Origin of the sequence: Microbacterium marinilacus (assembly GCF_019753765.1) — a bacterium.
Taxonomy (GTDB): Bacteria; Actinomycetota; Actinomycetes; order Actinomycetales; family Microbacteriaceae; genus Microbacterium; species Microbacterium marinilacus.
Genome location: NZ_JAIJZW010000001.1, coordinates 495,699 through 519,013, shown reverse-complemented (window position 1 = coordinate 519,013; position 23,315 = coordinate 495,699). Strand labels below are relative to the sequence as shown.

22 protein-coding genes are annotated in these 23,315 nt (G+C 71.8%); 3 read left to right on the top strand and 19 right to left on the bottom strand.

Going from position 1 to position 23,315, the window contains the following annotated elements:
* Positions 1 to 12: 12 nt before the first annotated feature.
* Positions 13 to 783, top strand: coding sequence for an SDR family NAD(P)-dependent oxidoreductase (locus tag K5S26_RS02335; RefSeq protein ID WP_221855595.1), 771 nt, complete (start codon positions 13 to 15; stop codon positions 781 to 783).
* Between the two features lie 144 nt (positions 784 to 927).
* On the top strand, positions 928 to 1,062 hold the full coding sequence (locus tag K5S26_RS18925) for a hypothetical protein (RefSeq protein WP_281427089.1): 135 nt from the start codon (positions 928 to 930) through the stop codon (positions 1,060 to 1,062).
* Between the two features lie 49 nt (positions 1,063 to 1,111).
* On the opposite strand, the gene K5S26_RS02330 is transcribed toward K5S26_RS18925, so the two are convergent.
* Positions 1,112 to 1,660 carry a TetR/AcrR family transcriptional regulator gene (locus K5S26_RS02330; RefSeq protein ID WP_221855593.1) on the bottom strand — a complete coding sequence of 183 codons (549 nt, stop codon included), beginning with the start codon at positions 1,658 to 1,660 and terminating at the stop codon, positions 1,112 to 1,114.
* A gap of 53 nt (positions 1,661 to 1,713) precedes the next feature.
* Between K5S26_RS02330 and K5S26_RS02325 the strand changes: the two genes are divergently transcribed.
* On the top strand, positions 1,714 to 2,427 hold the full coding sequence (locus K5S26_RS02325; RefSeq protein WP_221855591.1) for an MBL fold metallo-hydrolase: 714 nt from the start codon (positions 1,714 to 1,716) through the stop codon (positions 2,425 to 2,427).
* A 38-nt stretch (positions 2,428 to 2,465) separates the two neighbouring features.
* Here K5S26_RS02325 and K5S26_RS02320 read toward each other — a convergent pair whose 3' ends face one another.
* The 18 genes from K5S26_RS02320 to K5S26_RS02235 all read right to left on the bottom strand — a co-directional run bounded on the left by K5S26_RS02320 (position 2,466) and on the right by K5S26_RS02235 (position 23,262).
* A complete protein-coding gene (locus K5S26_RS02320) occupies positions 2,466 to 4,271 on the bottom strand; it encodes an ABC-F family ATP-binding cassette domain-containing protein (protein ID WP_221855589.1) in 1,806 nt (601 codons plus the stop codon).
* Between the two features lie 192 nt (positions 4,272 to 4,463).
* On the bottom strand, positions 4,464 to 6,812 hold the full coding sequence (locus K5S26_RS19105) for an AMP-binding protein (RefSeq protein ID WP_221855588.1): 2,349 nt from the start codon (positions 6,810 to 6,812) through the stop codon (positions 4,464 to 4,466).
* Positions 6,781 to 7,920: an MSMEG_0565 family glycosyltransferase gene (locus tag K5S26_RS02310; RefSeq protein WP_221855586.1), complete on the bottom strand. Its 1,140-nt coding sequence runs from the start codon at positions 7,918 to 7,920 to the stop codon at positions 6,781 to 6,783. The genes K5S26_RS19105 and K5S26_RS02310 overlap by 32 nt, the downstream gene beginning before the upstream one ends.
* A 35-nt stretch (positions 7,921 to 7,955) precedes the next feature.
* Positions 7,956 to 8,798, bottom strand: coding sequence for a carbon-nitrogen hydrolase family protein (locus tag K5S26_RS02305; protein ID WP_246603521.1), 843 nt, complete (start codon positions 8,796 to 8,798; stop codon positions 7,956 to 7,958).
* Positions 8,799 to 8,817: 19 nt separating this feature from the next.
* Entirely contained in the window at positions 8,818 to 10,101 is a 1,284-nt protein-coding gene (locus K5S26_RS02300; protein ID WP_221855584.1) for an MSMEG_0569 family flavin-dependent oxidoreductase, read from the bottom strand.
* The gene (locus tag K5S26_RS02295) at positions 10,098 to 10,391 is read right to left on the bottom strand and encodes an MSMEG_0570 family nitrogen starvation response protein (RefSeq protein ID WP_221855582.1); all 294 of its coding nucleotides are present in this window, start codon (positions 10,389 to 10,391) and stop codon (positions 10,098 to 10,100) included. Before K5S26_RS02295 ends, K5S26_RS02300 begins: the two co-directional genes overlap by 4 nt.
* The gene (locus K5S26_RS02290) at positions 10,384 to 11,286 is read right to left on the bottom strand and encodes a carbon-nitrogen hydrolase family protein (protein ID WP_221855580.1); all 903 of its coding nucleotides are present in this window, start codon (positions 11,284 to 11,286) and stop codon (positions 10,384 to 10,386) included. Before K5S26_RS02290 ends, K5S26_RS02295 begins: the two co-directional genes overlap by 8 nt.
* Positions 11,287 to 11,294: 8 nt before the next feature.
* Positions 11,295 to 11,822, bottom strand: coding sequence for an MSMEG_0572/Sll0783 family nitrogen starvation response protein (locus K5S26_RS02285; protein ID WP_221855579.1), 528 nt, complete (start codon positions 11,820 to 11,822; stop codon positions 11,295 to 11,297).
* A 130-nt stretch (positions 11,823 to 11,952) separates the two neighbouring features.
* On the bottom strand, positions 11,953 to 13,389 hold the full coding sequence (locus K5S26_RS02280; RefSeq protein ID WP_221855577.1) for an MSMEG_0567/sll0787 family protein: 1,437 nt from the start codon (positions 13,387 to 13,389) through the stop codon (positions 11,953 to 11,955).
* Entirely contained in the window at positions 13,382 to 14,476 is a 1,095-nt protein-coding gene (locus K5S26_RS02275; RefSeq protein ID WP_221855575.1) for an MSMEG_0568 family radical SAM protein, read from the bottom strand. Before K5S26_RS02275 ends, K5S26_RS02280 begins: the two co-directional genes overlap by 8 nt.
* A gap of 201 nt (positions 14,477 to 14,677) precedes the next feature.
* Complete coding sequence (locus tag K5S26_RS02270; protein WP_221855573.1) at positions 14,678 to 15,796, bottom strand: substrate-binding domain-containing protein; 1,119 nt, start codon at positions 15,794 to 15,796, stop codon at positions 14,678 to 14,680.
* 42 nt (positions 15,797 to 15,838) lie between these two features.
* On the bottom strand, positions 15,839 to 17,197 hold the full coding sequence (mmsB, locus tag K5S26_RS02265) for a multiple monosaccharide ABC transporter permease (protein ID WP_221855571.1): 1,359 nt from the start codon (positions 17,195 to 17,197) through the stop codon (positions 15,839 to 15,841).
* Positions 17,194 to 18,726, bottom strand: coding sequence for a multiple monosaccharide ABC transporter ATP-binding protein (gene mmsA / locus K5S26_RS02260; protein WP_246603518.1), 1,533 nt, complete (start codon positions 18,724 to 18,726; stop codon positions 17,194 to 17,196). Before mmsA ends, mmsB begins: the two co-directional genes overlap by 4 nt.
* Before the next feature lie 193 nt (positions 18,727 to 18,919).
* A complete protein-coding gene (locus K5S26_RS02255; RefSeq protein ID WP_221855569.1) occupies positions 18,920 to 20,014 on the bottom strand; it encodes a LacI family DNA-binding transcriptional regulator in 1,095 nt (364 codons plus the stop codon).
* 66 nt (positions 20,015 to 20,080) lie between these two features.
* Positions 20,081 to 21,010: an ABC transporter substrate-binding protein gene (locus tag K5S26_RS02250; protein ID WP_221855567.1), complete on the bottom strand. Its 930-nt coding sequence runs from the start codon at positions 21,008 to 21,010 to the stop codon at positions 20,081 to 20,083.
* A 40-nt stretch (positions 21,011 to 21,050) separates the two neighbouring features.
* The gene (locus K5S26_RS02245) at positions 21,051 to 21,767 is read right to left on the bottom strand and encodes an ABC transporter permease (protein ID WP_221856012.1); all 717 of its coding nucleotides are present in this window, start codon (positions 21,765 to 21,767) and stop codon (positions 21,051 to 21,053) included.
* A complete protein-coding gene (locus K5S26_RS02240) occupies positions 21,764 to 22,426 on the bottom strand; it encodes an ABC transporter permease (RefSeq protein WP_221855565.1) in 663 nt (220 codons plus the stop codon). Before K5S26_RS02240 ends, K5S26_RS02245 begins: the two co-directional genes overlap by 4 nt.
* The gene (locus K5S26_RS02235; RefSeq protein ID WP_221855563.1) at positions 22,423 to 23,262 is read right to left on the bottom strand and encodes an ATP-binding cassette domain-containing protein; all 840 of its coding nucleotides are present in this window, start codon (positions 23,260 to 23,262) and stop codon (positions 22,423 to 22,425) included. Before K5S26_RS02235 ends, K5S26_RS02240 begins: the two co-directional genes overlap by 4 nt.
* Between the last annotated feature and the right edge of the window lie 53 nt (positions 23,263 to 23,315).

The window sequence follows — 23,315 nt, the reverse complement described above, 5'->3', positions numbered from 1 at the left end:
AAGGAGGACGCCATGGTATTCCCGGTGTTGCAGGACAAGGTCACGATCGTCACGGGCGCCGCGATGGGGATGGGCGAGGCGACCGCCCGGCTGTTCGCGCAGGCCGGTGCGAAGGTGGTGCTCGCCGACTTCAACGAGGAGAAGGGCCGCGCCGTCACGGACGACATCGTCGCCGCGGGCGGCGACGCGTTCTTCGTGAAGGTCGACATCTCCCGCGGCGCCGAGGTCGAGCAGATGGTCGCGGCCACCGTCGAGCGCTACGGACGGCTGGACGGCGCGGTGAACAACGCCGCCCTGACCCCCGACGACAAGCCCGTGGCGGAGTTCGACGAGGAGTACTGGGACCGCCTCATGGCCGTCGACCTCAAGGGCACCGCGCTGTGCATGAAGTACGAGATCCGCCAGCTGCTCGCGCAGGGCGGCAACGGCTCGATCGTGAACATCTCGTCCGTCTCGGGCTTCCGTCCGCAGCCTCAGAACATCGCGTACGTCGCCGCCAAGCACGGCGTCGTCGGCATGACCAAGGTCGCGGCACTGGAGTACGGCCCGCAGAACATCCGCGTCAACGCCGTGGCGCCGGGGGCGATCGACACCCCGATGCTGCGCGGCGCGCTGGAGCAGTTCGGCTTCACGGCCGAGGAGTACGCGCCGCAGCTGAGCCTGCTGAACCGGTTCGGCCGCGCCGAGGAGATCGCCGAGGCCAGCCTGTGGCTCGTCTCGGACGCCTCGTCGTATCTGACGGGCACCACGCTGCACGCCGACGCCGGCTACACCAGCCGCTGACAGCCCCGGGCGGTGGCGGACGCAGGCCGTCCCCACCGCCCGCGCCACGATCCCTTTTCTTACCGCTCACCGGGGATTTGACTTCCCCTGGAACCCCGATATGGTCGGTCGGACACCCGCCAGCCAGAGAAGGGGAAGCGAGTCATGTCAGGAAAGTCGCCCAGCGCGCGGGACCAGAAGAAGACGCCGCAGAAGAGCCTCAAGGAGAAGCGCGCCGAGAAGCGCGCGAAGCTCGAGCCGGAGCAGCTCATCAAGCCGCGGAAGTCCGCGCGACCCTGATCCCGGGCCGCCGGTCCGCCACTTGCGTGGCCGGGTGGCGGACCGGCGCTCAGCCGGCGGGCGGCGCGGTGAGAGCGGCGACGAGACGGCCGACGCCGAACTCCCACGCGTCGTCGACGTCGCCGCCGAGGCGGAAGCTGCCGTTGATCTCCATGCTCACGAATCCGGTCGCCCAGGCCGTGAGCGTGCGGGCGGCCTCGAGCGCGTGGGCCTCACCCGCGAGCGCCGCGGACGCCGCCAGGATCACCTCGGCGCTCTCCGCGTTCGCCTCGTCGCTCACCGTCGGCACGCCGGGCCCCGGAGTCATGAGCAGCTGGAACGCCGCAGGCCGTCGCAGCCCGTAGGCGCGGAAGCGATCCAGCACCTCCTCGACGCCCGCAGCACCCTCGAGCTCGCGCGTGAGGTCGCCCAGCGTCGCCTCGGCGACGAGGCGGATCAGCTCGTCGCGATTCTGCACGCGCTTGTAGAGGGATGGGGCGCGGACGCCGACGCGGCCGGCCACGGCCTGCATCGTCACGCCGACGAGGCCGGATTCCTCGAGGAGCTCGCGCGCGGCGAGGACGATGGCGTCGAGCGACGTGCGGTCAGGGGTGGGCATGACCCCACCATAGCTATTGACGTGAGCCATGATGGCTACGTATCGTAGCCATCATGGAACTTGCACCAGGTCTGCACCGCATCGGCGACGACATCGTCGCCGCGTACCTCGTCGACACCGTCGACGGCATCACCGTGATCGACGCGGGCCTGCCCGGCCACTGGCGCGAGCTGGTCGCGGAGCTGGATGGCATGGGACGGTCCCTCCGCGACATGCGAGGAGTGATCCTCACCCACGGCGACTCGGACCACGTGGGCTTCGCCGAGCGCCTGCGCCGCGAGCACGACGTGCCCGTCTTCGTGCATCCGGCGGACGCCGATCGGGCGAAGGGCGGCGCCAAGCCGAAGAACGCCCGAGAGCCCATGCGGCTCGGCGCGGTGCTCCGGTTCGCTGCATCCGCCGTGCGCCGCGGCGGCCTGCGGACCACCTGGCTGACGGAGACCGTCGACATGCGCGACGGCGACGTGCTCGCGCTGCCCGGCGCACCGCAGGTGATCGGCATGCCCGGGCACTCGCCGGGAAGCGTCGCGGTGTGGGTGACGGCCGTCGACGCAGTGTTCGTCGGCGACGCCCTCACCACCCGCAACGTGCTGACCGGCGTCACGGGGCCCGCGCCCGCTCCCTTCACCGACGAGCCCGCGCGGGCGCTCGGCGCGCTGCGAGAGCTGCTGTCCACCGGCGCCACCTGGGTCCTTCCCGGGCACGGGGCGCCGTGGCGCGGGGGCGTCGCGGCGGCCGTCGAGGCGGTCGAGCGCGCCGCGCGCTGAACGGACCGGATCGCGGCGGGGCCGGCGGCGCCCAGAGGTCAGGCCAGCCGCTCCCCCAGCTCGAACCAGCGTTCCTCTGCCTCGGCGACCTCGGCCTGCAGCGCGCCGATCGCCTGCATCCTCTCACCCAGCCCGACGTAGTCCGCCTGGTCGTGATCGGCGAGTGCCGCGCGCGAGCCGTCGATCTGCGTGGTGAGCCTCTCGATCCGGCGCTCGAGGGCCGTCAGCTCCTTCTCCGCCGCGCGTCGCTCCGCGCCGGACAGCCCCGGGGCGGAGCTCGTCGCCGGCGCCGCAGCGGCCGCCGCCGGGCGCCCCTCGGCCGCGGCCTGCTCGTCCCGCCGGCGTCGCAGGTACTCGTCCACCCCGCCGGGCAGGTGCCGCAGGCGTCCGCCGAGGATCGCGTACTGCTGGTCCGTGACGCGCTCCAGGAAGTACCGGTCGTGGCTCACCACGATCAGGGTGCCCGGCCACGAGTCGAGCAGGTCCTCCATCGCGGCCAGCATGTCGGTGTCGAGGTCGTTCGTGGGCTCGTCCAGGATCAGCACGTTCGGCTGGTCCAGCAGGATCAGCAGCAGCTGCAGGCGTCGCTTCTGCCCGCCGGAGAGGTCCTTCACGGGCGTCGACAGCTGCGCGCTCGAGAACCCCATCCGCTCGAGCAGCTGTCCCGGCGTCAGCTCGGTCGCCTTCGACCCCGCGCCGAACGTGTAGGTCGTCCGCAGCCGCGAGATCACGACGCGCACCGGCTCGGAGAGGTGCTCCTCGAGCTCGTCGAGACGCTGCGTGAGCGTCGCCACCTTGACCGTCTTGCCGCGCTTGACCCGGCCCTCCGTCGGCTGGACCGCCCCTGAGACGAGGCCCAGCAGCGTCGACTTGCCGGCGCCGTTGACGCCCAGGATGCCCGTGCGCTCGCCCGGCGCGAGTCGCCACTCGACGCGCTGCAGCACCTGCTTGTCGCCGTACGCGACCGACACGTCGAGCAGGTCGACGACGTCCTTGCCCAGGCGCGAGACCGCCAGCGACGCGAGCTCGGTCTTGTCGCGGATCTCGGGCACGTCCTCGATCAGCTGGTTCGCCGCGTCGATGCGGAACTTCGGCTTCGAGGTGCGGGCGGGCGCGCCGCGGCGCAGCCAGGCCAGCTCCTTGCGGGCGAGGTTCTGACGGCGCTGCTCGATCGCGGCCGCCTGACGGTCTCGCTCCACGCGCTGCAGGATGTACGCCGCGTAACCGCCCTCGAAGGGCTCGACGATGCGGTCGTGCACCTCCCAGGTCGCGGTGCACACCTCGTCGAGGAACCACCGGTCGTGCGTCACGGTCAGCAGTCCGCCGGCGTTCGCCGCCCACCGCCGCTTCAGGTGCGCGGCGAGCCAGGCGATGGCCTCGACGTCGAGGTGGTTGGTCGGCTCGTCGAGGGCCAGCACGTCCCAGTCGCCCACCAGCAGCTGCGCGAGGGCGACGCGTCGGCGCTGCCCGCCCGACAGCGTCCCCAGCCGGGCGTCCCACGGCAGGTCGCCGAGCAGGCCCGCGATGACGTCGCGCACCCGCGCGTCGCCCGCCCACTCGTGCTCGGGCACGTCGCCGACCACGGCCGCGCCGACGGTGAGGTCGTCGTCGAGCGTGTCGCCCTGGTCGAGCACGCCGATGCGCACGCCGCCGCGCACCGTCACACGGCCCGCGTCGGGCTCCCGCCGGCCGGCGAGCATCGCCAGCAGGCTCGACTTCCCGTCGCCGTTGCGTCCGACGATGCCGATGCGGTCGCCCTCGTTCACGCCCAGCGAGACGGAGTCGAAGACGACCTTGGTCGGGTATTCGAGGTGCAGGGCCTCGGCCCCCAGGAGATGCGCCATATCCCCTCCAGCGTATGGGAGCGCGACTGGACCTCCGCCGGGCGCGGCTCGGACGTCCGCACGATCCGTCGTCGGACGGACGGCCCGGTCATCGGACGAAGGCGTCGCGCCGCCCGCGGGGACGCTGCGTGCGCATCACCCGCACCACCGATCCGACGACCGGACCCTCCGCCCGACCACCGGCACCGGTGCTCACAACCGGATGTCGCCCGCGTCCGAGAGCAAGCGCCACGGCTCGGCGCGCGCTGCCGGCGGCAGCACGTCGGCTACGGCGAGCTGGCCCAGGTCGAGACCGGTGAGCGCGGCGATGTCGGCGACGGGAACCTGGAACGTGCGGAAGGGACCGAGATCCGGCACCGACGCCGCCACCGCGCCCTGCTCGATCTCGTCCCGGTCGATCACCGGCGACTGGTCCAGCACGAAGCCCGTGGCCCGGAGACGACCGCTCCGCTGCCACGCGACGACCTTGAAGAAGCGCAGCGGGACGAGGATGCCGCGGTACGGCAGATCGTCGGGGCCGAGCACCGGCGCCGTGAAGACGGAGATGCGGGCGTCATGCGCCTCGGCGTACTCGAGCACGTGGTCCTCGAGCCCCACCCAGAGCTCGGCCGACTGGTTGAAGCCGGAGGCCTGCGGCGCGGCGTTGGGATAGCGGAAGGTGTCGCTGTTCGCGCGCTGCGCGTCCGGACCCCACACCGGATCGCGGCGGCGCACCAGGTGCCCGCGGTCGAGGTCGTTTCGCGCGTAGACCTCTGCGCCCGCCTGCCACTGCGCCGGGATGCGGTCGTCCAGACGCCAGTCGTCGTCGCGGGGGACGTCGGCCAGCGCGCCGCCGTCGACGTTCACGCCGGTCAGCCGGGCCAGGCGGCGCTCCCGGTCGAGCACGACCGTGAAGTGCACGTAGTCGAGCCGCTCGGCGGTCCGCGCGGCCTCGCCTCCCACCCCGGGCAGCGGGACGGCGATGGAGAGGAAGTCGGGGTCGTATCCGAGCGCCATGCCCGAGACCATAGGCGAGACGCCCGACGCGGCGACGACCGGGGAGTGAACAGCCGGAGCCGGCCTCGGAGCCGGACCCGCTCCATCGGACAGGACGGACGCCCACCTCCGCCGCGACGTCTTGCCGGCGTCGTCGCGCACCGGCCGGTCGACGATCCTCAGCACGGCCGGCGCTCGGGGCCCGAGTCGTTCGCGCGCCCACGCGGCCAGCTCCGCCGCCGCGACCGGCGCCCCGGGGACGTCCGCGACGGCGCCGATCCGCTGCCCCCACTCCGCGTCCGGCATCCCGAAGGCGACCGCGCTGCGGACGGCGGGATGCGTCTCGAGCACCCGCTCGATCTCCACCGGATGGATCTTCTCGCCGCCGCGGTTGATGACGTCGTCGGCGCGGTCGGCGAGATGCAGCCAGCCGTCGGCGTCCAGCCAGCCGAGGTCGCCGAGCGTGTCCCAGCCGTCGGAGGTCCGGCGCGACGGCGCCCCCAGATAGGCGTAGGACGGCTCCTGTCCACGCCGCAGCCAGATCTCGCCCGGCGTCCCCGGCGGGACGACGACGCCGTCGTCGTCCACGATCCTGATCTCCGTGCCGCCGATCGGACGCCCGACGCTGCCGGGATGCGCGAGCCACTCGTCGCCGCGGATCATCGTCAGCCCGTTCGACTCGCTGCCCGCGTACACCTCGACCACGCGCTCCGCTCCCGCCCAGTCGAGGAAGGCGCGCTTGAGGGAAGGCGCGCACGGGGCTCCCATGTGCAGCAGCGTCTCGACGCTCCGCAGACGATCGGGCAGCCGTTCCTCGGGCGGCAGCCGAAGGATCCTGTGCATCATCGTCGGCACGATCAGACCCCACGTGACCTCGTGCTCCTCCACCGCTGTCAGCCAGCTGCGCTCGTCGAACCGGGGCAGGATCACCAGGCGGTGCCCCGTGAACAGGCCACGGAACACATAGGTGAAGGTCGCCGAGTGCGTCATCGGCCCGGCGACGAGCTGCACGCCGCGCAACGGCAGGAAGGGCGCGACCGGCTGCGTCGGGTCCAGCAGGGCCGGGGCCGCGGCGCGCACGACCTTGGGGCGGCCGGTCGAGCCCGACGTCGAGGGCGCCTTCCACGAGGAGGCCGCCAGGTCGGGGAGCGCCCCGCGCGCCGTGCTCGCGGCGTCTCCCGGGTCGGCCAGGCTCGCCTCGACCGTGTCTGGAGAGATCCACGCGGTGCCGGGCTGGGCGGGTCGCACGCCGATCGCGGCGGCCGGCCGCGCAACCGCCTCCAGCGCGCCGCGCTCGTCGGCGGTCGACGCGAGACCGGCGGGCTGCGGGGTGGCACCGACACGCCACACGGCCGCGCACGCGACGACGAACCCGCGTCCGTTGGGCAGCGACACCGTCACCAGGTCGTCTTGCCCCACGCCGACCTCCCGCAGCGCCTGTGCGAGCGTCGTGGCGGCGGCGTCGAGCCGGGCGGCGCTCAGAGAGCCGCGCTCGTCGGCGGCGACGATCGCGTCCGGCTCCGCCTCGGCGCGGTCAGCGATGATCCGCGAGATCGATCGGCGCACCGCGATCCCCGCCTTCCTGCAGCACCGCCCGGTAGAACCGCTCGTGGCGCTCGGCCGCCGAGTCCCACGTGTGGGACTCGGCCAGCCTCCGCCCGGCCGAGGGGTCTCCGGCGCGTCCGTCCAGAGCCGACCGCAAGGCCTCCGCGATGCCGGCGACGTCGGCCGCGTACGCGACGGCCCGCCCGAACACCTCCCTCGTCACCGGCAGGTCGCGCGCGACGACGGGGACGCCGGCGGCGAGCGCCTCCATCGCCGCGAGCCCGAACCCCTCCTTCGTCGAGACGAACCCCAGCACCCGCGCCGCGGCCACCAGCGACGGCAGGTCCGCGTCGGCGATCGTGCCGAGCACCTCGGGCTCGATGCCGAGCTCGACTGCCCGCTGCTCGAAGCGCTCGCGATACGGGCGGTAGTCGAACAGCGTCTCGCCGCCTCCGAACACCAGCCGCGCCCCGGGTCGCGAGCGGCGGAGCACGGCGAACGCCTCGAGCAGGTCGATCGACCCCTTGCGCGGCTCGATCCCCCCGAGCGCGAGGACGTAGTCGCCCAGTCGCGCGCGCCACGCCTCGCGAGCGGCGGCGCCCTCCGGCCCCGCCGCGGCGGCGAACCGCTCGGCGGCGACGCCGTTCGGGATCACCGTGGGACGGACGCCGTACCCCTCCGCGACCTCGCCGGCGACGGCCCGCGACACGCAGATGCGCGCGACCGGTTCCACGACGGCCCGGTCGTGGCACTCGATCAACCGGGGAGTCGTGAACGCGTCGAGGTGATGGATCGTGCGCACATGGGGGCGTCCCGCAGCGCCCAACGCGTTCGCCGAGATGCAGTCCTGCGCGTGGAGGACGTCGGCGTCGGCGTCGAAGGCGGCGGACATGGTGGCGATGGACCTCTCGATCCTCTCCCCGACGTCCTCGCCGTCGACCGACGGGAACGGCACGACGCGCACCCGGACGCCCGGATCGACGTCCCGGAAGAACCCCGTGTCGTCCCCCCGACCGAGGGTCCACACGGACACCTCGTGCCCGCGCCGCGCCAGCGCCTCGGCCAGCGCGAGCGTGTGCGCGACGCCGCCGCGGGGCTTCGTCGAGTAGGTGAGCTGCGCGATGCGCATGCGCGTCCCTTCGTGCCCGGGCCGCGCGGAGGCGGTCAGGCGGATGCCGTGAGCCGGTAGGCGTGCTCGGCTCGCTGATGGATGTGGTCGAGGGAGCGCCGAGCGCGGGCGACCGACGCGGACACGTCCGCCTCCGCGACGGCGAGACCGCCCTTGGCCCAGGTCTTGGCGAGGATCTCGCCCGCGGGGTCCACGATCTTCGCCTGGCCGAGGAAGCGCAGGCCGCCGAGCACGCCCGTCTGGTTCGACGACACCAGGTAGACCTGGTTCTCGGCCGCCCTGGCGCAGTCGTACAGGTCGAAGAGGTGCGCCTGGCGATCGTTGCGGATGCGGTCCGAGCGGTCCGTCACGCTGGCGGGCCAGGCGCTCAGGCACGCGACGATCTCTGCCCCATCGAGTGCCAGCGACCGGGCCGCCTCCGGGAACGTCTTGTCGAAGTCGATGAGCATGCCCAGTCGTCCCACCGGGGTGTCGAAGGCGCGGAACTCGCCGCCAGGACGGTACGCCTCGGACTCGCCCAGCGGCAGGTGCACCTTCCGATGCGTGCCGAGCAGCCCGTCGCCGGTGACGCAGACGGCCGTGTTGTAGCGGACCTCGTCCTGCCCGTCCCACGCGCGCTCGGCGATGCCGAAGCAGATCGTCATGTCGCCGGCGAGCGCGATGATCGCCGCCACCTCCGGCCCGTCGAGATCGACGGCGTGCGGGACGCCGTCCTCCTCCGCCGCCGGATGATGCAGGTCCAGCAGATAGCCGCCGATCGTGGCGTCGGGCAGCACGAGCAGGTCGACGTCGCGTCCTCGCGCCTGCTCGACGATCCCGGGCAGCTTGGCGAGGGTGCGGTGCACGTCGCGACCGAAATGGGCTGCCACGGCGGCCATCGTCACGGAGACCATCTCCTCAGACTAGGACGTCGCCGGGCGGCCGCCCCGTGGCCGCCGCCGACCCGAGCCGCGCCACGACGGCCGCCGCGGCGTGCTCCGCATCCCGCGCGATCGCGTGGAACCGCCCGGATCCCCAGGTGTGCAGCCAGGGAAGGCCGAGGAACTGGAAGCCGGGAACGCGCGTGACGCCCCGGTCGTGGGCGGGGTGGCCGTCGGCATCGCGCACGTCGAGATCGCCGAGCCATGACCAGTCCGCGCGGAAGCCGACCGCCCACACGACGCTGCCCAGCTCGTCGAGAGGGATCTCGGACCCGCCGGGCTCCGGCCGCCATACCGCCTCGTATCGGGCCTCCGGCGGCGCCTCGATCCCCTCGCGCGCGATGTACGCGTCGATGTCGTTCTTGATGGACTCCGCCACCGAGTCGGCGTGGTCGAGGCTCGCGGCGAGGGAGTCGTCGAATCGCAGCCGCCCGCCGGCGACGCCGAGCGCGCGCCCGTGGAGGCGCATCCCCCGCAGTGCGAAGGCCCTCAGGTCGATGTCGCGGCCCCCGTCGCGGCCGGTGACGTAGTGGTTCGTCGACTCGCGCTTGGCGAGCCCGCGCGCCGCGACCGGCACGTCGTACAGGCCCATCTGCGCGAGCCACGTCATGCAGTCGCGGCCCCGGTAGAAGCGCGCGACGCGCGGAGCTCGCCCCAGCGCGAGGTGGACGGTGCGTCCTTCCAGCAGGAGGTCCTCGGCGATCTGCGTGCCGGACTGCCCCGACCCCACCACCAGGACGGGGCCGTCGGGCAGCCTCGCGGCGCTGCGGTACTCGTGCGAGTGCACCTGCGCGACGCTCTCGGGCAGAGCGTCCGCCCACCCCGGCACGACCGGCTCGTGATATCCGCCTGTCGCCGCCGTCACCGTGTCCGCGGTGATCGCGCCCGCCGACGTCGTCACGCGGAAGCCGCCGCCGGGCATCGCGGCGACCCCGGTGACCGCCACCCCTTCGGCGACCGGGGCGTCGAAAGACCCGGCGTAGCCGCGCACCCAGGCGTGCACCTCGTCGCGCGTCATGAAGCCGTCGGGCTCGGGCCCGTCGTAGGCGTAGCCCGGCAGCCGGCAGTGCCAGTTCGGGGTGACGAGCGTGAAGTTGTCCCAGCGGCCGTCGCGCCACTCGTGGGCGACCGTGTCCCTCTCGACGACGACGTGGCGCACGCCTGCCTCGACCAGGTGACGGCTGAGGGAGAGACCCGCCTGTCCCCCGCCGACGATCACCGCCGGGTAGTGGTCCCCGTCGCGGAGCCGGACCGGAATCACGAGCCGGCCTCGCGCCGGGCCATCCGCAGCACCGTCACGTCTCCGGTGGAGAAGCCGCCCGCCTCGGCGGCGATCCGCTGCTGAGAGTGCATCGCGGACGTGCAGGCGAACCCGAACCGGGCTCGCACCCGCTCGCTCGCCTGGTCGAGCGCCTCGTGCGTGCGGGCGACGAAGTCGGCGACCGGATACGCGCCGCCCTCCACCAGGAAGTCGTGCATGACGAGGCTCGGCGAGTAGTGCTCGGTGCGGTGCCCGTCGGGCCAGCGCACCTCGAACGTCATCTCAGGCATGCGCGGACTCCCGCCAGCCGTTGACGTCGGGCGCATCCGTCTCGGCGATGCCGCCGTACACGTCAGGACGGCGGTCGCGCAGGTGGAACATGCCGCCGCGCATGGCGCGGAAGGTCTCGTCCACGTCGATCTCGGCGACCGCCAGGCCCGCGCCGAGCAACGTCGTGGCGAGCACGTTCCCGCCCGGGTCGACGACCTTCGCGTTGCCGACGTAGCGCAACGACCCGAACGTGCCCGACTGGTTGGACGCCAGCCAGAACAGCTGGTTGTCGAGTGCGCGCGCGATGTCGAACTGGTTGAAGCGGTACGTCCATCGGTCGTCCTGCAGGTTCTCCGCGGTGGCCGTGCGCGCGGCAGGCCATGCGGACATGCTGACGACGATCTCCGCACCGTCGAGCGCGAGCAGTCGCGCGGCCTCGGGAAACGCCTTGTCGTAGCAGATCTGCATGCCGAGGCGTCCGACGGGGGCGTCGAAGGCCCGGTACCCCGCACCCGCCGAGTACGACATGTTCTCGCCCAGCGGCTGATGCACCTTCCGATAGGAGCCGTAGACGGTGCCGCCGTCGAGGCAGACAGCGGCGTTGTACCGGGTCTCGCCGTCGTCGTCGAGCTCGCAGAACCCGATCGTCACGACGGTGTCTCCTGCCAGCCGCTGCACTCGGGCGATCTCGGGACCGTCGAGCCGGATCGCCGGCGGCAGGGACCGCGTGGTCGTGCGCACGGTGTCGCCGTGGTTTCCGAGAGACGACAGATAGCCCCCGATCGCCGCCTCCGGGAAGGCGACGAGATCGGCGCCCTGCTCGCGTGCATCCTCGAGCAGCTGGGCGATCAGCGCGTAGTTCTGCTCGAGGTCTCGCGTGAAGTTCGCCGAGACGGATGCGACGGTGATCGACATCGGTGCCCCTAGAGGTTGTAGGTCGAGTTGATGATCGCGCCCTTGCGCGCGTAGTAGATGACCGCGTCCTGCACGTCGAGCGGGTGGGCGGGGATCACGCCCTCGATGAGGTCCTCCTCGCGCATGCCGTGCAGCGCCATCCCGAAGCGGCAGCAGTAGACCGTGCCGCCCTCCTTGATGAACGTCTCCAGCGACCCGTTCATGTTGAGCTCGCCGGGGAAGCCCGCGTCGCCCGTGGTGGGGAAGCCGCGGTTCGCGGTGCAGGCGAGGGTGCCGGGCCCGTAGAAGTAGATCGCCGACTCGAAGCCCTTCCGCAGTGCACGGGTGGCCTGCAGGATCGCGACGAAGCTGACCGACGACTCGTGCGGGATGCCGTGCACGAGGGTGAAGTAGGTCTCGCCGTCCTCGGCCTGGAAGTCGGGGAAGATCTTGGTCGATCCGTACAGGTTGCTGCCCTGGGGAAGCGAGGGGTGCGGGATCTCCCCGAGCGACTTCGCGATGTTCTCCGCGATCTGCGCGTCGATGTCTGCGGTCATTTCCGGTTGTCTCCTTGAGGTCGGTGGCGCTTCGTTGGAGTGGAGCAGGCGGTGAGACGGAGCGTGCGCCCCGGCGCGGGGCGGTCCGTCGAGTGTTCTCAGGCTGGCGGCTGGACGTTTCGGTTCGGTTTCATCCGGAATGCATCTGGATGACGTCTCCGGCCGCTCCGAGGCCCGTCGCAGCGTCGACGGCGTCCGTCTCGACGCCGTCCGGCCAGCGCAGGCGCACGCCGGGTCGCTCGTCGAGCGAACCGATCGACGCCGTGGGGGCGAGCGTCGTCCGCATGCGGCCGTGCCCGGCGCGGTCGGCGGTGAGCATCCCGAACCCGGGGAAGCAGGTGAGCCAGTCGCCGAACGACACCGTGGCGGGCGCCGGGACGCGTGCGACCTCGATGGTGGCGCCGGTGCCGGATGCCTCGGCCATCATCGCCGCCGTGCCCACGACGCCGGCCATGCTCACATCTTTGGCGGCGTCGGGCGCCGCGCGCCCGACGAGCGAGGCGAGCTCGCGCAGCTCCGCCCCGGAACGGGAGGACGTCGAGTCCCACTGCCGGCCCTCGAACCCGCGTCTCCATCGGCCGGAGACGTCGACCGTGAGGCTCAGGCCGTGGCCGGCGTGGCCTCCACCGCCGCGCACGGGCCGGTCGGTGCGACCGAGGGCCGTGACCGACAGCGACGGCGCGACGCCCAGCTGGGTGTGCCCGCCGAGCACCGGCACCGCCCACGCCTCGGAGGCGGCGCGGATGCCGCCCACGATGCGGTGGGCGAACGACGCCGTCGGCGCGCCGATCGCGTCCAGCAGGCCGGAGGGAGCAGCCCCCATCGCGGAGAGGTCGTTGACGTTGACCAGCACGGCGCACCATCCCGCCCACTCGGGGTCGCGCTCGACCATCGCCGGGAGGATCGCGTCGCACGCCGCGACGACGTCGGTGCCGGGGACCGGGGCGCCGTCGTCGCCGACGAAGCCCGGGCCGCCGAGCGACGCGGGCCCGTCGCCACGGATCCCGCCGACGACGTCGGCGAGGTCGGCCTTCGCGGCGTCGACGAGGCGCCGGATGCGGTCGATCGGCCAGCGCATGCGCACGTGAGGGACGGCGGCGACGTCGGTCCGGCCCCAGGCACGCCAGCCGAGGTGGCGGAAGAGCGGCTCGTTGGCCTCCTGCACGGTCGCCTCGAAGCGCAGGACCCCGCGCTCGAGCGCGACGGCGCAGGCCTCGCGGACCAGCGCCGATCCGATCCCGCCCGCGCGGCGGGCGTCCCGGCGGACCGCGAGTCGGCTGCCCGTCCACCACCCGATGTCCCGCCCGTCCATCGCGGGCGCCAGCCGAACCCCTCCGAGGACGAGCCCGGCGTCGTCGACCGCGACCAGGACGATCGTGCGCGGGTCGTCGTCGATCCGGTCGGCGTCGCGCTCGCTGAACATCGCCTGCTCTTCGACGAAGACGTCCCGCCGGATCGCGCGGTACGCCTCGACCTCGGCGCGGTCCGCCCGCACCACCCGCCAGCCCGACGCGATCCGCGCCCGCGGAGCTCCCGAGAGCAGCGGCACGTCGAACACGTCAGGCACCGGCCGTCTTCAGCACGCTGCACGCCCCGCACGCGGCGCATCCGGCCCGCTGATCCTCGCCGCGCATGCCGGCGGCCTGCAGCAGGGCCGCCACGCGGGCGGTGATGCGGTTGAGCACGGCCCGGTGAGGCGCCGGCACGTGGTCGACGTCGGTGGCGAGCGTGCCCTTCAGCGGCCGGAAGGGCACGACGAAGGGGTACACGCCCATGTCGATGAGCTCGGCGGCCGCGTCGACCAGCTCGGACTCGTCCTCCCCCATGCCGACGATCAGATACGTGGACACCTGATTCCACCCGAAGACGCGCACCGCCTCCCGCCAGGCCTCGCGGTACTCGTCGAGGCTCACCCGCGACTTGCCGGGCATCCAGCGCCGACGCACCTCGTCGTCCATCGACTCGACGTGGATGCCGATCGAGCGCGCTCCGGCGGCGTAGAGGTCAGTGATCGCCCGCAAGTCGGCGGGCGGCTCGCACTGCACCTGGATCTCGAGCGACGGCACGGCGGCCTTGACGGCGCGCACGCAACGTGCGAGGTGCTTGGCTCCTCGATCCCATCCGTTCGATGTGCCGGTCGTCATCACCATGTGGGTCACCCCGTCGAGACGCACGGCGGCCTCCGCCACCTCGGCCAGCATCGCCGGGGTCTTCACGGCGATGGTGGTGCCCGCGTCCAGCGACGACTGGATCGCGCAGAATCGGCAGCGCTCGCTCTCGTCGTATCGGACGCACGTCTGCACGACGGTCGTGGCGAGCACGTTGCGCCCGTGCAGCTTCGCGATCCTGTCGTAGGAGACGCCCTCCGCGGTGGCGAGGTCGTAGAAGCGAGGTCGCGCCACGGGCGAGACGTCGAAGCCGAGGTCCGCTCCCTCGAGCGTCAGCCGCCCCTGCGATGTGACGACGTACGGGCTCGCGGGGTTGAGCGGGATCGCCGCGCCGTCGCCGTCGACGACGAAGTGGCCGTCGTCGCTCGGTCCCGCACCGCCGGTGCGGCGAACCGGGGCATCGCTGCGGACGCCGAGCAGTGCGATGCTGACACGGGTGGAGACGCGGTCCGGCTGGTCTGCGGTGGCGGCGGATACGGTCGTCATGGATCAAGTAGACGGCCGGTGTGTTTCGCCTTGGCTACGGCCGGAATTCGGTGTCGTTTCCGCGTGAGAAGTTCTCGTTTCGAGCCCCGTCGGCGCGACTCACGGTCCCTGTCTCCCGCGAGCGCGCGCCGGACACGGCGAAGGGCCGCCCGGTCTGCACCGGACGGCCCTCGCGTGGCGGGGCGTCGCGCCCCGCCGGCGTCACTCGTACGACTCGACGATCTCGAGCAGGCTCGGGACGTTCGCGTACGCCTCCGCGGCGTTGTCCTTCGTGACGATCACCGGGTCGAGGAGGTACGACGGCACGACCTTCACGCCGTTGTCGTACTGCTCGGAGTCGTTGACGTCGACCTCCGTGCCTTCCTGCAGCTGACCGACCATCTTGATCGTCTGCTCGACGAGAAGCGCGGTGTCCTTGTTGATCGTGGAGTACTGACGGTCCTCCATGATCCACTTCACCGACTCGACCTCGGAGTCCTGGCCCGTGACGACCGGCTGCTTCTTGCCGGCCTGGTCGACCGAGGTGAGGATGGCGCGGGCGAGCGTGTCGTTCGGCGACAGCACGCCGTCGAGCTCCTCGCTGCCGTACGTGGAGGTCAGGATGCCGTCCATGCGCTCCTGGGCGTTCTCGGCGAGCCAGCCCTGCGTGGCCGTCTGGCCGATCTCGGTCTGGCCCGATCCGACCACCAGCGTGCCGTCGTCGATCGCCGGCTGCAGCACGTCCATCGCGCCGTTGAAGAACACCGACGAGTTGGCGTCGTCGGGCGAGCCGGAGAACAGCTCGACGTTGTAGGGCGCGTCGTGGCCGGCGTTCGCCTCGAGGCCGTCGAGCAGGGCCTGGCCCTGCAGCTGGCCGACCTTGAAGTTGTCGAACGCGACGTAGTAGTCGACGGCCTCCGTGTTCTCGATCAGGCGGTCGTACGCGATGACGTACGCGCCCGCGTCCTTCGCCGCCTCGACCTGCGTCGACAGCTGCTTGCCGTCCTTCGCGCCGATGACGATGACCTTCGCGCCCGCCGTCACCATGGCCTGGATCTGGTTCTGCTGCTCGGCGACCGTGTTGCTCGCGGGGGCGTACTGCACGTCGGCCTGGAAGCCCGCGGCCTCGAGCCCGTCGGTGAAGAGCTGACCGGCGAGCACCCAGTTCTCGCTGGTCTTGTCGGGCAGCGCGACGCCGATCGTCGCGCCGGCCTCGAAGCCCGCGGGAGCCTCGGACTCGCCGGGCTCGGCGGTGCCGCCGCCGCGCTCGGTGGAGCAGCCCGTCAGGCCGAGGGCCAGAGCCGCGACCGCCGCCGTGGCGGTGAGAGCGATCTTCTTCATGTGATGTGTGTCAACTTTCTGTTCGAGGGACGAGATCGCGGCTCAGCCTCGAGTCGCGTTCTCTTTCTTCCCGGCCGCGTCCGCCGCGGCGGGAGCTTGGATGTCGCCGCTGAAGTCGGCGACGGCCTTCCGGCGGTTCATCAGGAAGCCGATGACCGAGGGTCGGCCCTGCTGCTTGTTCCAGACGTCGATGCCGACGGCCACCAGCAGCACGAGGCCCTTGATCATCGACACCTGCGAGGCGTCGACGCCGAGCAGCGAGAGGCCGTTGTTGAGGAACGCCATGACGAGGCCACCGATGATCGAGCCGATCACCGTGCCGATGCCGCCCGAGACGGCGGCGCCGCCGATGAAGACCGAGGCGATCGCGTCGAGCTCCCAGCCGTTGCCGTCCTGCGGGCCCGACGCCGTGGCGCGGGCGACGTAGATCATGCCCGCGACCGACGCGAGGATCGACATGTTCATCATCACGAAGAAGTCGACCCGGCGGTCCTTCACGCCCGACAGGCGCGCGGCCTGGCGGTTGCCGCCCACCGCATAGATGTGCCGGCCGAAGACCGTGCTGTTCGTCACGAACGCGTAGATGATGACCAGCACGAGCAGGATGATGCCGGAGACCGGGAAGCTCGTCCCCGGCCGGCCGGTCGCGAACATCCAGCCGGCCCAGAGGATGACGCCGGACAGCACCACCATCTTCACGACGCTCACCCAGAGAGGCGCTCGGTCGGCGCCCATCTTCGCCTGCACGCGACGCAGCCGGAGCTCGTTGAACACGATCCACACGACGCCCGCGAGCGCCAGCAGCATCGTCAGGACGTTGAAGTTGAAGGGCCCGCCCAGCTCCGGGAGGTACCCGGCGCCGATGTAGACGAACTCCCTCGGCACCGGCACCGACTGCGAGTCGCCGATCCACTGGTTCGCACCGCGGAAGAAGAGCATGCCGGCGAGGGTCACGATGAACGCCGGCACGCCGACGAAGGCGACCCAGAACCCGTGCCACGCGCCCACCAGCGCCCCCACCACGAGGCCGAGCAGGATGGCCAGTGGCCAGGGCAGGTTCCAGTCGGCCATCGACTTCGCGACGATGATGCCCGTGAAGGCCGCGACAGATCCGACAGACAGGTCGATGTGGCCCATGATGATGACCATCACCATGCCGATCGCGAGGATCAGGATGTAGGAGTACTGGTTGACGACGTTGATCAGGTTGCCGCTCGACAGGGTGAGCCCCTGGCCGCGGAAGACCAGCGTCAGCACCTGGAACAGCACGATGATGACGATCAGCGCGCCGAGGATGCCGAACTGACGGCTCACGGACGTGCCGCCGCCGAACATGCTGCGGATGTCGCTGAAGCGGAAGCCGCGCTTCTCGGCCGAGGGGTTCGTGGTCGTGTCGCTCATGCGTGGGCCTTCTGGGCGTTCGTGGTCGGGATGGCGGTCATGCTGCGCATGAGTGCCTCGGGGGTCGCGTCGGCGGCGGGGAGGCAGTCGGTGACCCGACCCTCGAAGACGGTGTAGATGCGGTCGCTGATGCCGAGCAGCTCGGGGAGCTCGCTGGAGATGACGATCACGCCCTTCCCCGACGCGGCGAGCTCGTTGATGATCGTGTAGATCTCGTACTTGGCGCCCACGTCGATGCCGCGGGTGGGTTCGTCGAGGATCAGCAGGTCGGGGTCGGTGAACATCCACTTCGCCAGCACGACCTTCTGCTGGTTGCCGCCGGAGAGCGTCGAGACGCCCACCTCGACGCTGGGCGTCTTGATGCGCAGGGCGCGGCGGTAGTCCTCGGCGATCCGGTGCTCCAGGCGCTCGTCGACGACTCCGCGCGACGAGATCTTCGACAGCTTCGCCGACACCGTCGACCGCTTGATGGTGTCGAGCAGGTTGAGCCCCAGCACCTTCCGGTCCTCGCTGACGTAGGCGAGCCCCTCGCGGATGGCGGTGGAGACGTCGGGCAGCTCGATCTCCCGCCCGTCCTTCACGATCGTGCCGGAGACGTACTCGCCGTAGGAGCGTCCGAACACGCTCATCGCGAACTCGGTCCGGCCCGCGCCCATCAGCCCGGCGATGCCGACGACCTCGCCGCGGCGCACCTCGATGCTGGACCCCTTCACCACGAACCGCTCCTGCACGGTGGGGTGGCGGACGACCCAGTCGCGCACCTCGAAGAAGACCTCGCCGACCTGCGACTCGCGGTCGGGGTAGCGGCTCTCGAGCGACCGGCCGACCATGCCGCGGATGATGCGGTCCTCGTTGATCTCGCCGCGGGAGACCTCGAGCGTCTCGACGGTGCGGCCGTCGCGCAGGATCGTGATCTCGTCGGCGATCCGCTCGATCTCGTTGAGCTTGTGGCTGATGATGATCGACGCGATCCCGCGGCCCTTGAGGCCGAGGATCAGGTCGAGCAGGTGCTGCGAGTCGTCCTCGTTCAGGGCCGCGGTGGGCTCGTCGAGGATCAGCAGCTTGACGTCCTTGTTGAGCGCCTTGGCGATCTCGACGAGCTGCTGCTTGCCGACGCCCAGGTGCTTGATCTGGGTGTCCGGGTCCTCGCTCAGCCCGACGCGGGCCAGCAGCTCGACGGCGCGCGAGCGCGCCGTGCGCCAGTCGATGGAGAGGCCCGCCCGCACCTCGTTGCCGAGGAAGATGTTCTCGGTGATCGACAGCTCGGGGATGAGCGCGAGCTCCTGGTGGATGATGGCGATGCCGGCGGCCTCGCTCGCGCGGATGTCGCGGAAGCGCATCTCCTGCCCGCGCAGCAGGATGTCGCCCGAGTACGTGCCGTAGGGGTACACGCCCGAGAGCACCTTCATCAGCGTGGACTTGCCCGCGCCGTTCTCGCCGCAGATCGCGTGGATCTCGCCGGCCCTCACCGTCAGGTTCACGTGCGCCAGGGCCTTCACGCCCGGGAACTCCTTCGAGATGTCCCGCATCTCGAGGATGGGCGGAGACACCGCCGGCACGGCAGCCGTATTGCTCACATCGACCTCGCTGTCATGTCACCCGCACCTCGTCCATCGAGGTTTGTGACCGTTCACATCGCTGTACATCGTGCATCGCTCGGGCGTCGCTGTCAAGCGAGGGCGACCTGCGTCGCAGAAGGAGGACGCAGCGGGGCGACGCGCGTCAGGCGCGGTGCGGCGCGGCGCTCGAGACGCGCGTCAGCAGGCGTGGCTCGAGCGCGCCGAAGCGCGGCGCCTCCTCACCGCGGATCCCCGCCAGGAGGATCGCGACGGCGCGCCGCCCCAGCTCGGGGAAGTCCTGGTGCACCGTCGTCAGCGGCGGCCACACGTGCTGCGCGACGGGGACGTCGTCGAAGCCGACCACGCTCACCTGCCCCGGGACGTCGACGCCGGCGTCGCGGAAGCCGTGCATGAGCCCGATCGCCATCAGGTCGTTCGCGGCGAACACCGCGGTGAAGTCGCCGCGCCGGGCGAGCTCGAGCCCGGCGAAGTGGCCGAAGTCGGCCGTCCAGTCACCGCGGATGGGTGCGATCGTCGCCAGGTCGGCCTCGCGCAGAGCGTCGAGATAGCCGCGCATGCGCGACTCTGCCTCGATCCAGTCCTGCGGGCCGGCCAGGTGGACGATGTCGCGGTGTCCGAGCCCGATCAGGTGGGCCGTCGCCCGGCGCGCGCCCTCCACCTGATCGGCGGCGAGCGTCTCCCCCGTCGCCCCCGAGGCCGTCTGCAGGCTGACGAACGGCACGTCGATCGCCATCCCCCGCAGCACGTGGAAGACCCGCACCTGGGGCGCGAGCACCACGATCCCCGCGATCTGCTCGCGCACGAGCTGCCGCACGGCGGCGCCGATCGCCTCCGGGGTCGTGGCCGGCAGGTTCACCGTCGTGACCGCGTAGCCCGCGTCCCGCGCCGCCTCCTCGATCGCGGCGATCGAGGAGGCGGGGCCGAACTCGCCGATCGTCGCCGACATGACGCCGATGACGTTCGACCTGCTCGTGACCAGCGCTCGCGCCGCCAGGTTGGGGCGGTAGTCGAGCGCGGAGATCGCGTCGAGGACGCGCTGCTTGGTCTCAGGGCGGATGCTCGGATGGTCGTTGAGCACACGCGACACGGTCTGGTGCGAGACGCCGGCGAGCCGCGCGACGTCGCGGATGCTGGGCACCACGCGGCGACCGGACGTGCGCTCCGTCGCGTTCTCCAAGAATCCGCCCACCAGCTCCGTGCGAGTGCGAGCGTCGCGATCGTCTGCGCGACGCAGCATGTGTACGTTCACATGCAATCGCGACCATTATGCCGGACGGGTCTATGGGCGTCAGGCACGGCCCTCTCAGTTCAGGCCGTTGTCAGCGAGCCACTCCTCGGCGACCTCGGCGGCCGAGCGCTGCTCGTCCGTGTTCTGCACGTTCAGCGCCACCAGTCCCTCGGGCGTCAGCGCTTCGCTCACGGGGTCGATGACCGCCGCGAGCTCGTCGGCGACGTCGCTCGACGCGATGGGCACGACGTTCGAGGCGAGGAACAGCCCGTCGGGGTCCTCCAGCGGCACGAGGTCCTGCGTCTCGATGCGCGGGTCGGACGTGTAGACGTTCGCCACGTCGATCGTGCCGGCGAGCAGGTCCTCCACCGTGGTGTCGCCCGTGGCCGAGAAGTCGAGGTCGACGCCGTAGATCTCCTTGGCGCCCTGGGGGCCGTACGGCCGCTCCTCGAGCTCGGCCGGGCCGCCGAGCGTCAGGGTGCCGTCGACGCCGGCGAGGTCGGCGATCGTCACGAGCCCGTTCTCCTCGGCGAAGTCGGCGGTCACGGTGTACGAGTCCTGGTCGGTGGCGGTGGACTGCTCGAGCGCCACCAGCCCCTCGGGGAGCGCCTCGGTCAGCCCGGCGTACACGTCGTCGGGCGTGCGCGCCTCGGTGTCCTCGTCGTAGAACTGCAGCAGGTTGCCCGAGTACTCGGGGAACAGGTCGATCTCGCCGTTCTCGAGCGACGGCAGGTACGCGTCGCGCTGGCCGATGTTGAACTGGCGCTCGACCTCGAAGCCCGCGCCCTCGAGCGCCTGGGCGTAGATCTCGGCGATGACCTCGTTGGAGGGATAGGCCTGCGAGCCGACGACGACGGCGCCGCCCTCCGTCTCCGCCGAGGCGTCGTCGGTGGGCTCCGCGAGCGGGTCGCTCGAGGCGCATCCCGCCAGGGCGGCGACGAGGCCCACCCCGATCGCGCCGGCGAGCGCCGCCCTCTTCCTGCCGAGGTTGTGCGAGGTGATCATGTTGTCCGCCTTCCTGGATGGTTCGAAGCTGCGCACGACACTACGCCGCGGCAGGGACACTGTGAGGGCGCCGCTTGGGCGCGCGCTTGGCGGCACGCAGATGTGCGGGAACCGCCGCTCTCTGGAGCACGGCGAACACGCCGTCGAGCACGAGGGCGAGGATCGCCACGGCGATCGCGCCGCCGGCCAGCTGCTCGAAGCGCCGCAGCTGCAGCCCCTGGATGATGTCGTAGCCGAGGCCGCCGAGGTTCACGTAGGCGGCGAGCGTCACGGTCGCCACCACCTGCAGAACGGCCGAGCGCAGTCCCGCGACGAGCAGCGACAGACCGAGCGGCGCCTCGATGCGCCACAGGATCTGCCATTCGGTCATCCCCTGCGCGCGCCCGGCGTCGACGAGGCGGCGGTCGATCGCCTCCAGGCCGGCATACGCGCCGGCGAGGATCGGCGGGATCGCGAGCAGCACGAACGCGATGAGCGCGGCCTCGGCGCGGCGGGTCACGCCGAGCAGCAGCACCAGCAGCAGGATGAGGCCGAACGAGGGGATGGCGCGGGCGGCGCCGGAGATGCCGACGGCGATCTCCCGGCCGCGGCCGGTGTGCCCGATCACCCAGCCCGCCGGGATCGCGATGAGCGCCGCGATCGCGACGGCCGCGAAGGTGTAGCCCAGGTGGACCAGCATCGCGTGCGGAAGCGGGTTGGAGCCCTCGAGCCGATCGGGCGAGAACAGCCACGCCAACGCGTCCAGCAGCAGGTTCATGCGGTCCGTCCCTTCGCGGCCGATGCCTGCACGCGCGCCCACGGCAGCAGCATCCGGCCCGCCAGCACCAGCAGCAGGTCGACGACCAGGGCGACGAGCGCCACCGCCACGACGCCCGCGAGGATCTCGGCGACGATGCGGCGCTGGAACCCGTTGGTGAAGAGGTAGCCGAGGTTGGTCACGCCGATGAGGATGCCCACCGTCGCCAGGGCGATCGTGCTCACGGCGGCCACGCGCAGGCCGGACAGGATGACCGGCCCGGCCAGGGGCAGGTCGACGCCCCAGAAACGGCGCACCGGCCCGTAGCCCATCGCCACGGCGGCGCGTCGGACATCGTCGTCGACGGAGTCGAACCCGTCGGCGACGGACCGCACGAGGATCGCGATCGCGTAGATCGTCAACGCCAGCACGAGGTTCAGCTCGCTGAGCGCGCTGATGCCGAACACGACGGGAAGAAGGGGCAGCAGCGCGAGCGACGGCAGCGTGTACAGCAGCCCGGTCACCACGACCACCGGCCCGCGGATCACGCGCCACCTGTGCGCGATCCACCCCAGGGGCAGGGACAGCAGCAGGCCCCAGGCGATCGGCAGCAGGCTCTGCCTCAGGTGCTCCAGGGTGAGCGTCCCGATCAGAGCCAGGTTGTCGAGAACCCAGCTCATCCGCCGGCGCCTTCCGCCCGCAGCACTCCCTGCACGCGGCCGGCGGCGTCGACCACCACGGTGCCGCCGCTCGTCGTGCGCAGGGTCAGATCGCGTCGGCCGTCGGCGACCCCCACGAAGTCCGCGACGAAGTCGTCGGCCGGCGCGGAGAGGATCTGCTCCGGCGCCCCCTGCTGCACGATGCGGCCGCCGGCGGCGAGGATCACGACCTCGTCGCCGAGCAGGAAGGCCTCGTCGACGTCGTGGGTCACGAACAGGATCGTCTTTCCGAGCTCCTGCTGGAGGCGCAGCAGCTCCTGCTGCAGCTCGCGGCGCACGATCGGGTCGACCGCGCCGAACGGCTCGTCCATCAGCAGGATGTTCGGGTCGGCGGCGAGCGCGCGTGCGACGCCCACGCGCTGCTGCTGGCCGCCCGAGAGCTGCGACGGGTACCGGCCGGCCAGCCGCGGGTCGAGGCCGACGGTCTCCATCAGCTCACGCGCGCGCTCCCGGGCCTCTCCCCGGGGCGCGCCGCTCAGGACGGGGACCGTGGCGATGTTGTCGATCACGCGCACGTGCGGGAGAAGGCCCGCCTGCTGCATGACGTAGCCGATCCCCCGCCGGAGGGCGACGGGGTTCTTCTGACGCACGTCCTCGTCGTCGATCAGGACGACGCCGGAGGTGGGATCGACCATCCGGTTGACCATGCGCAGCAGCGTCGTCTTGCCCGATCCCGACGATCCGAGGAGGACGACCGTGCGGCGGGACGGCACGACGAGATCGACGTCGTCGACCGCGACGGTCTCGCCCGCGCCGTCGCGGTAGGTCTTGCGGACCGATCGGAACTCGATGCCCACCGGTGTCTCCTGTCGTCGCCGGATGCTCGCCCCGGACTCTACCGGGGGTCGCC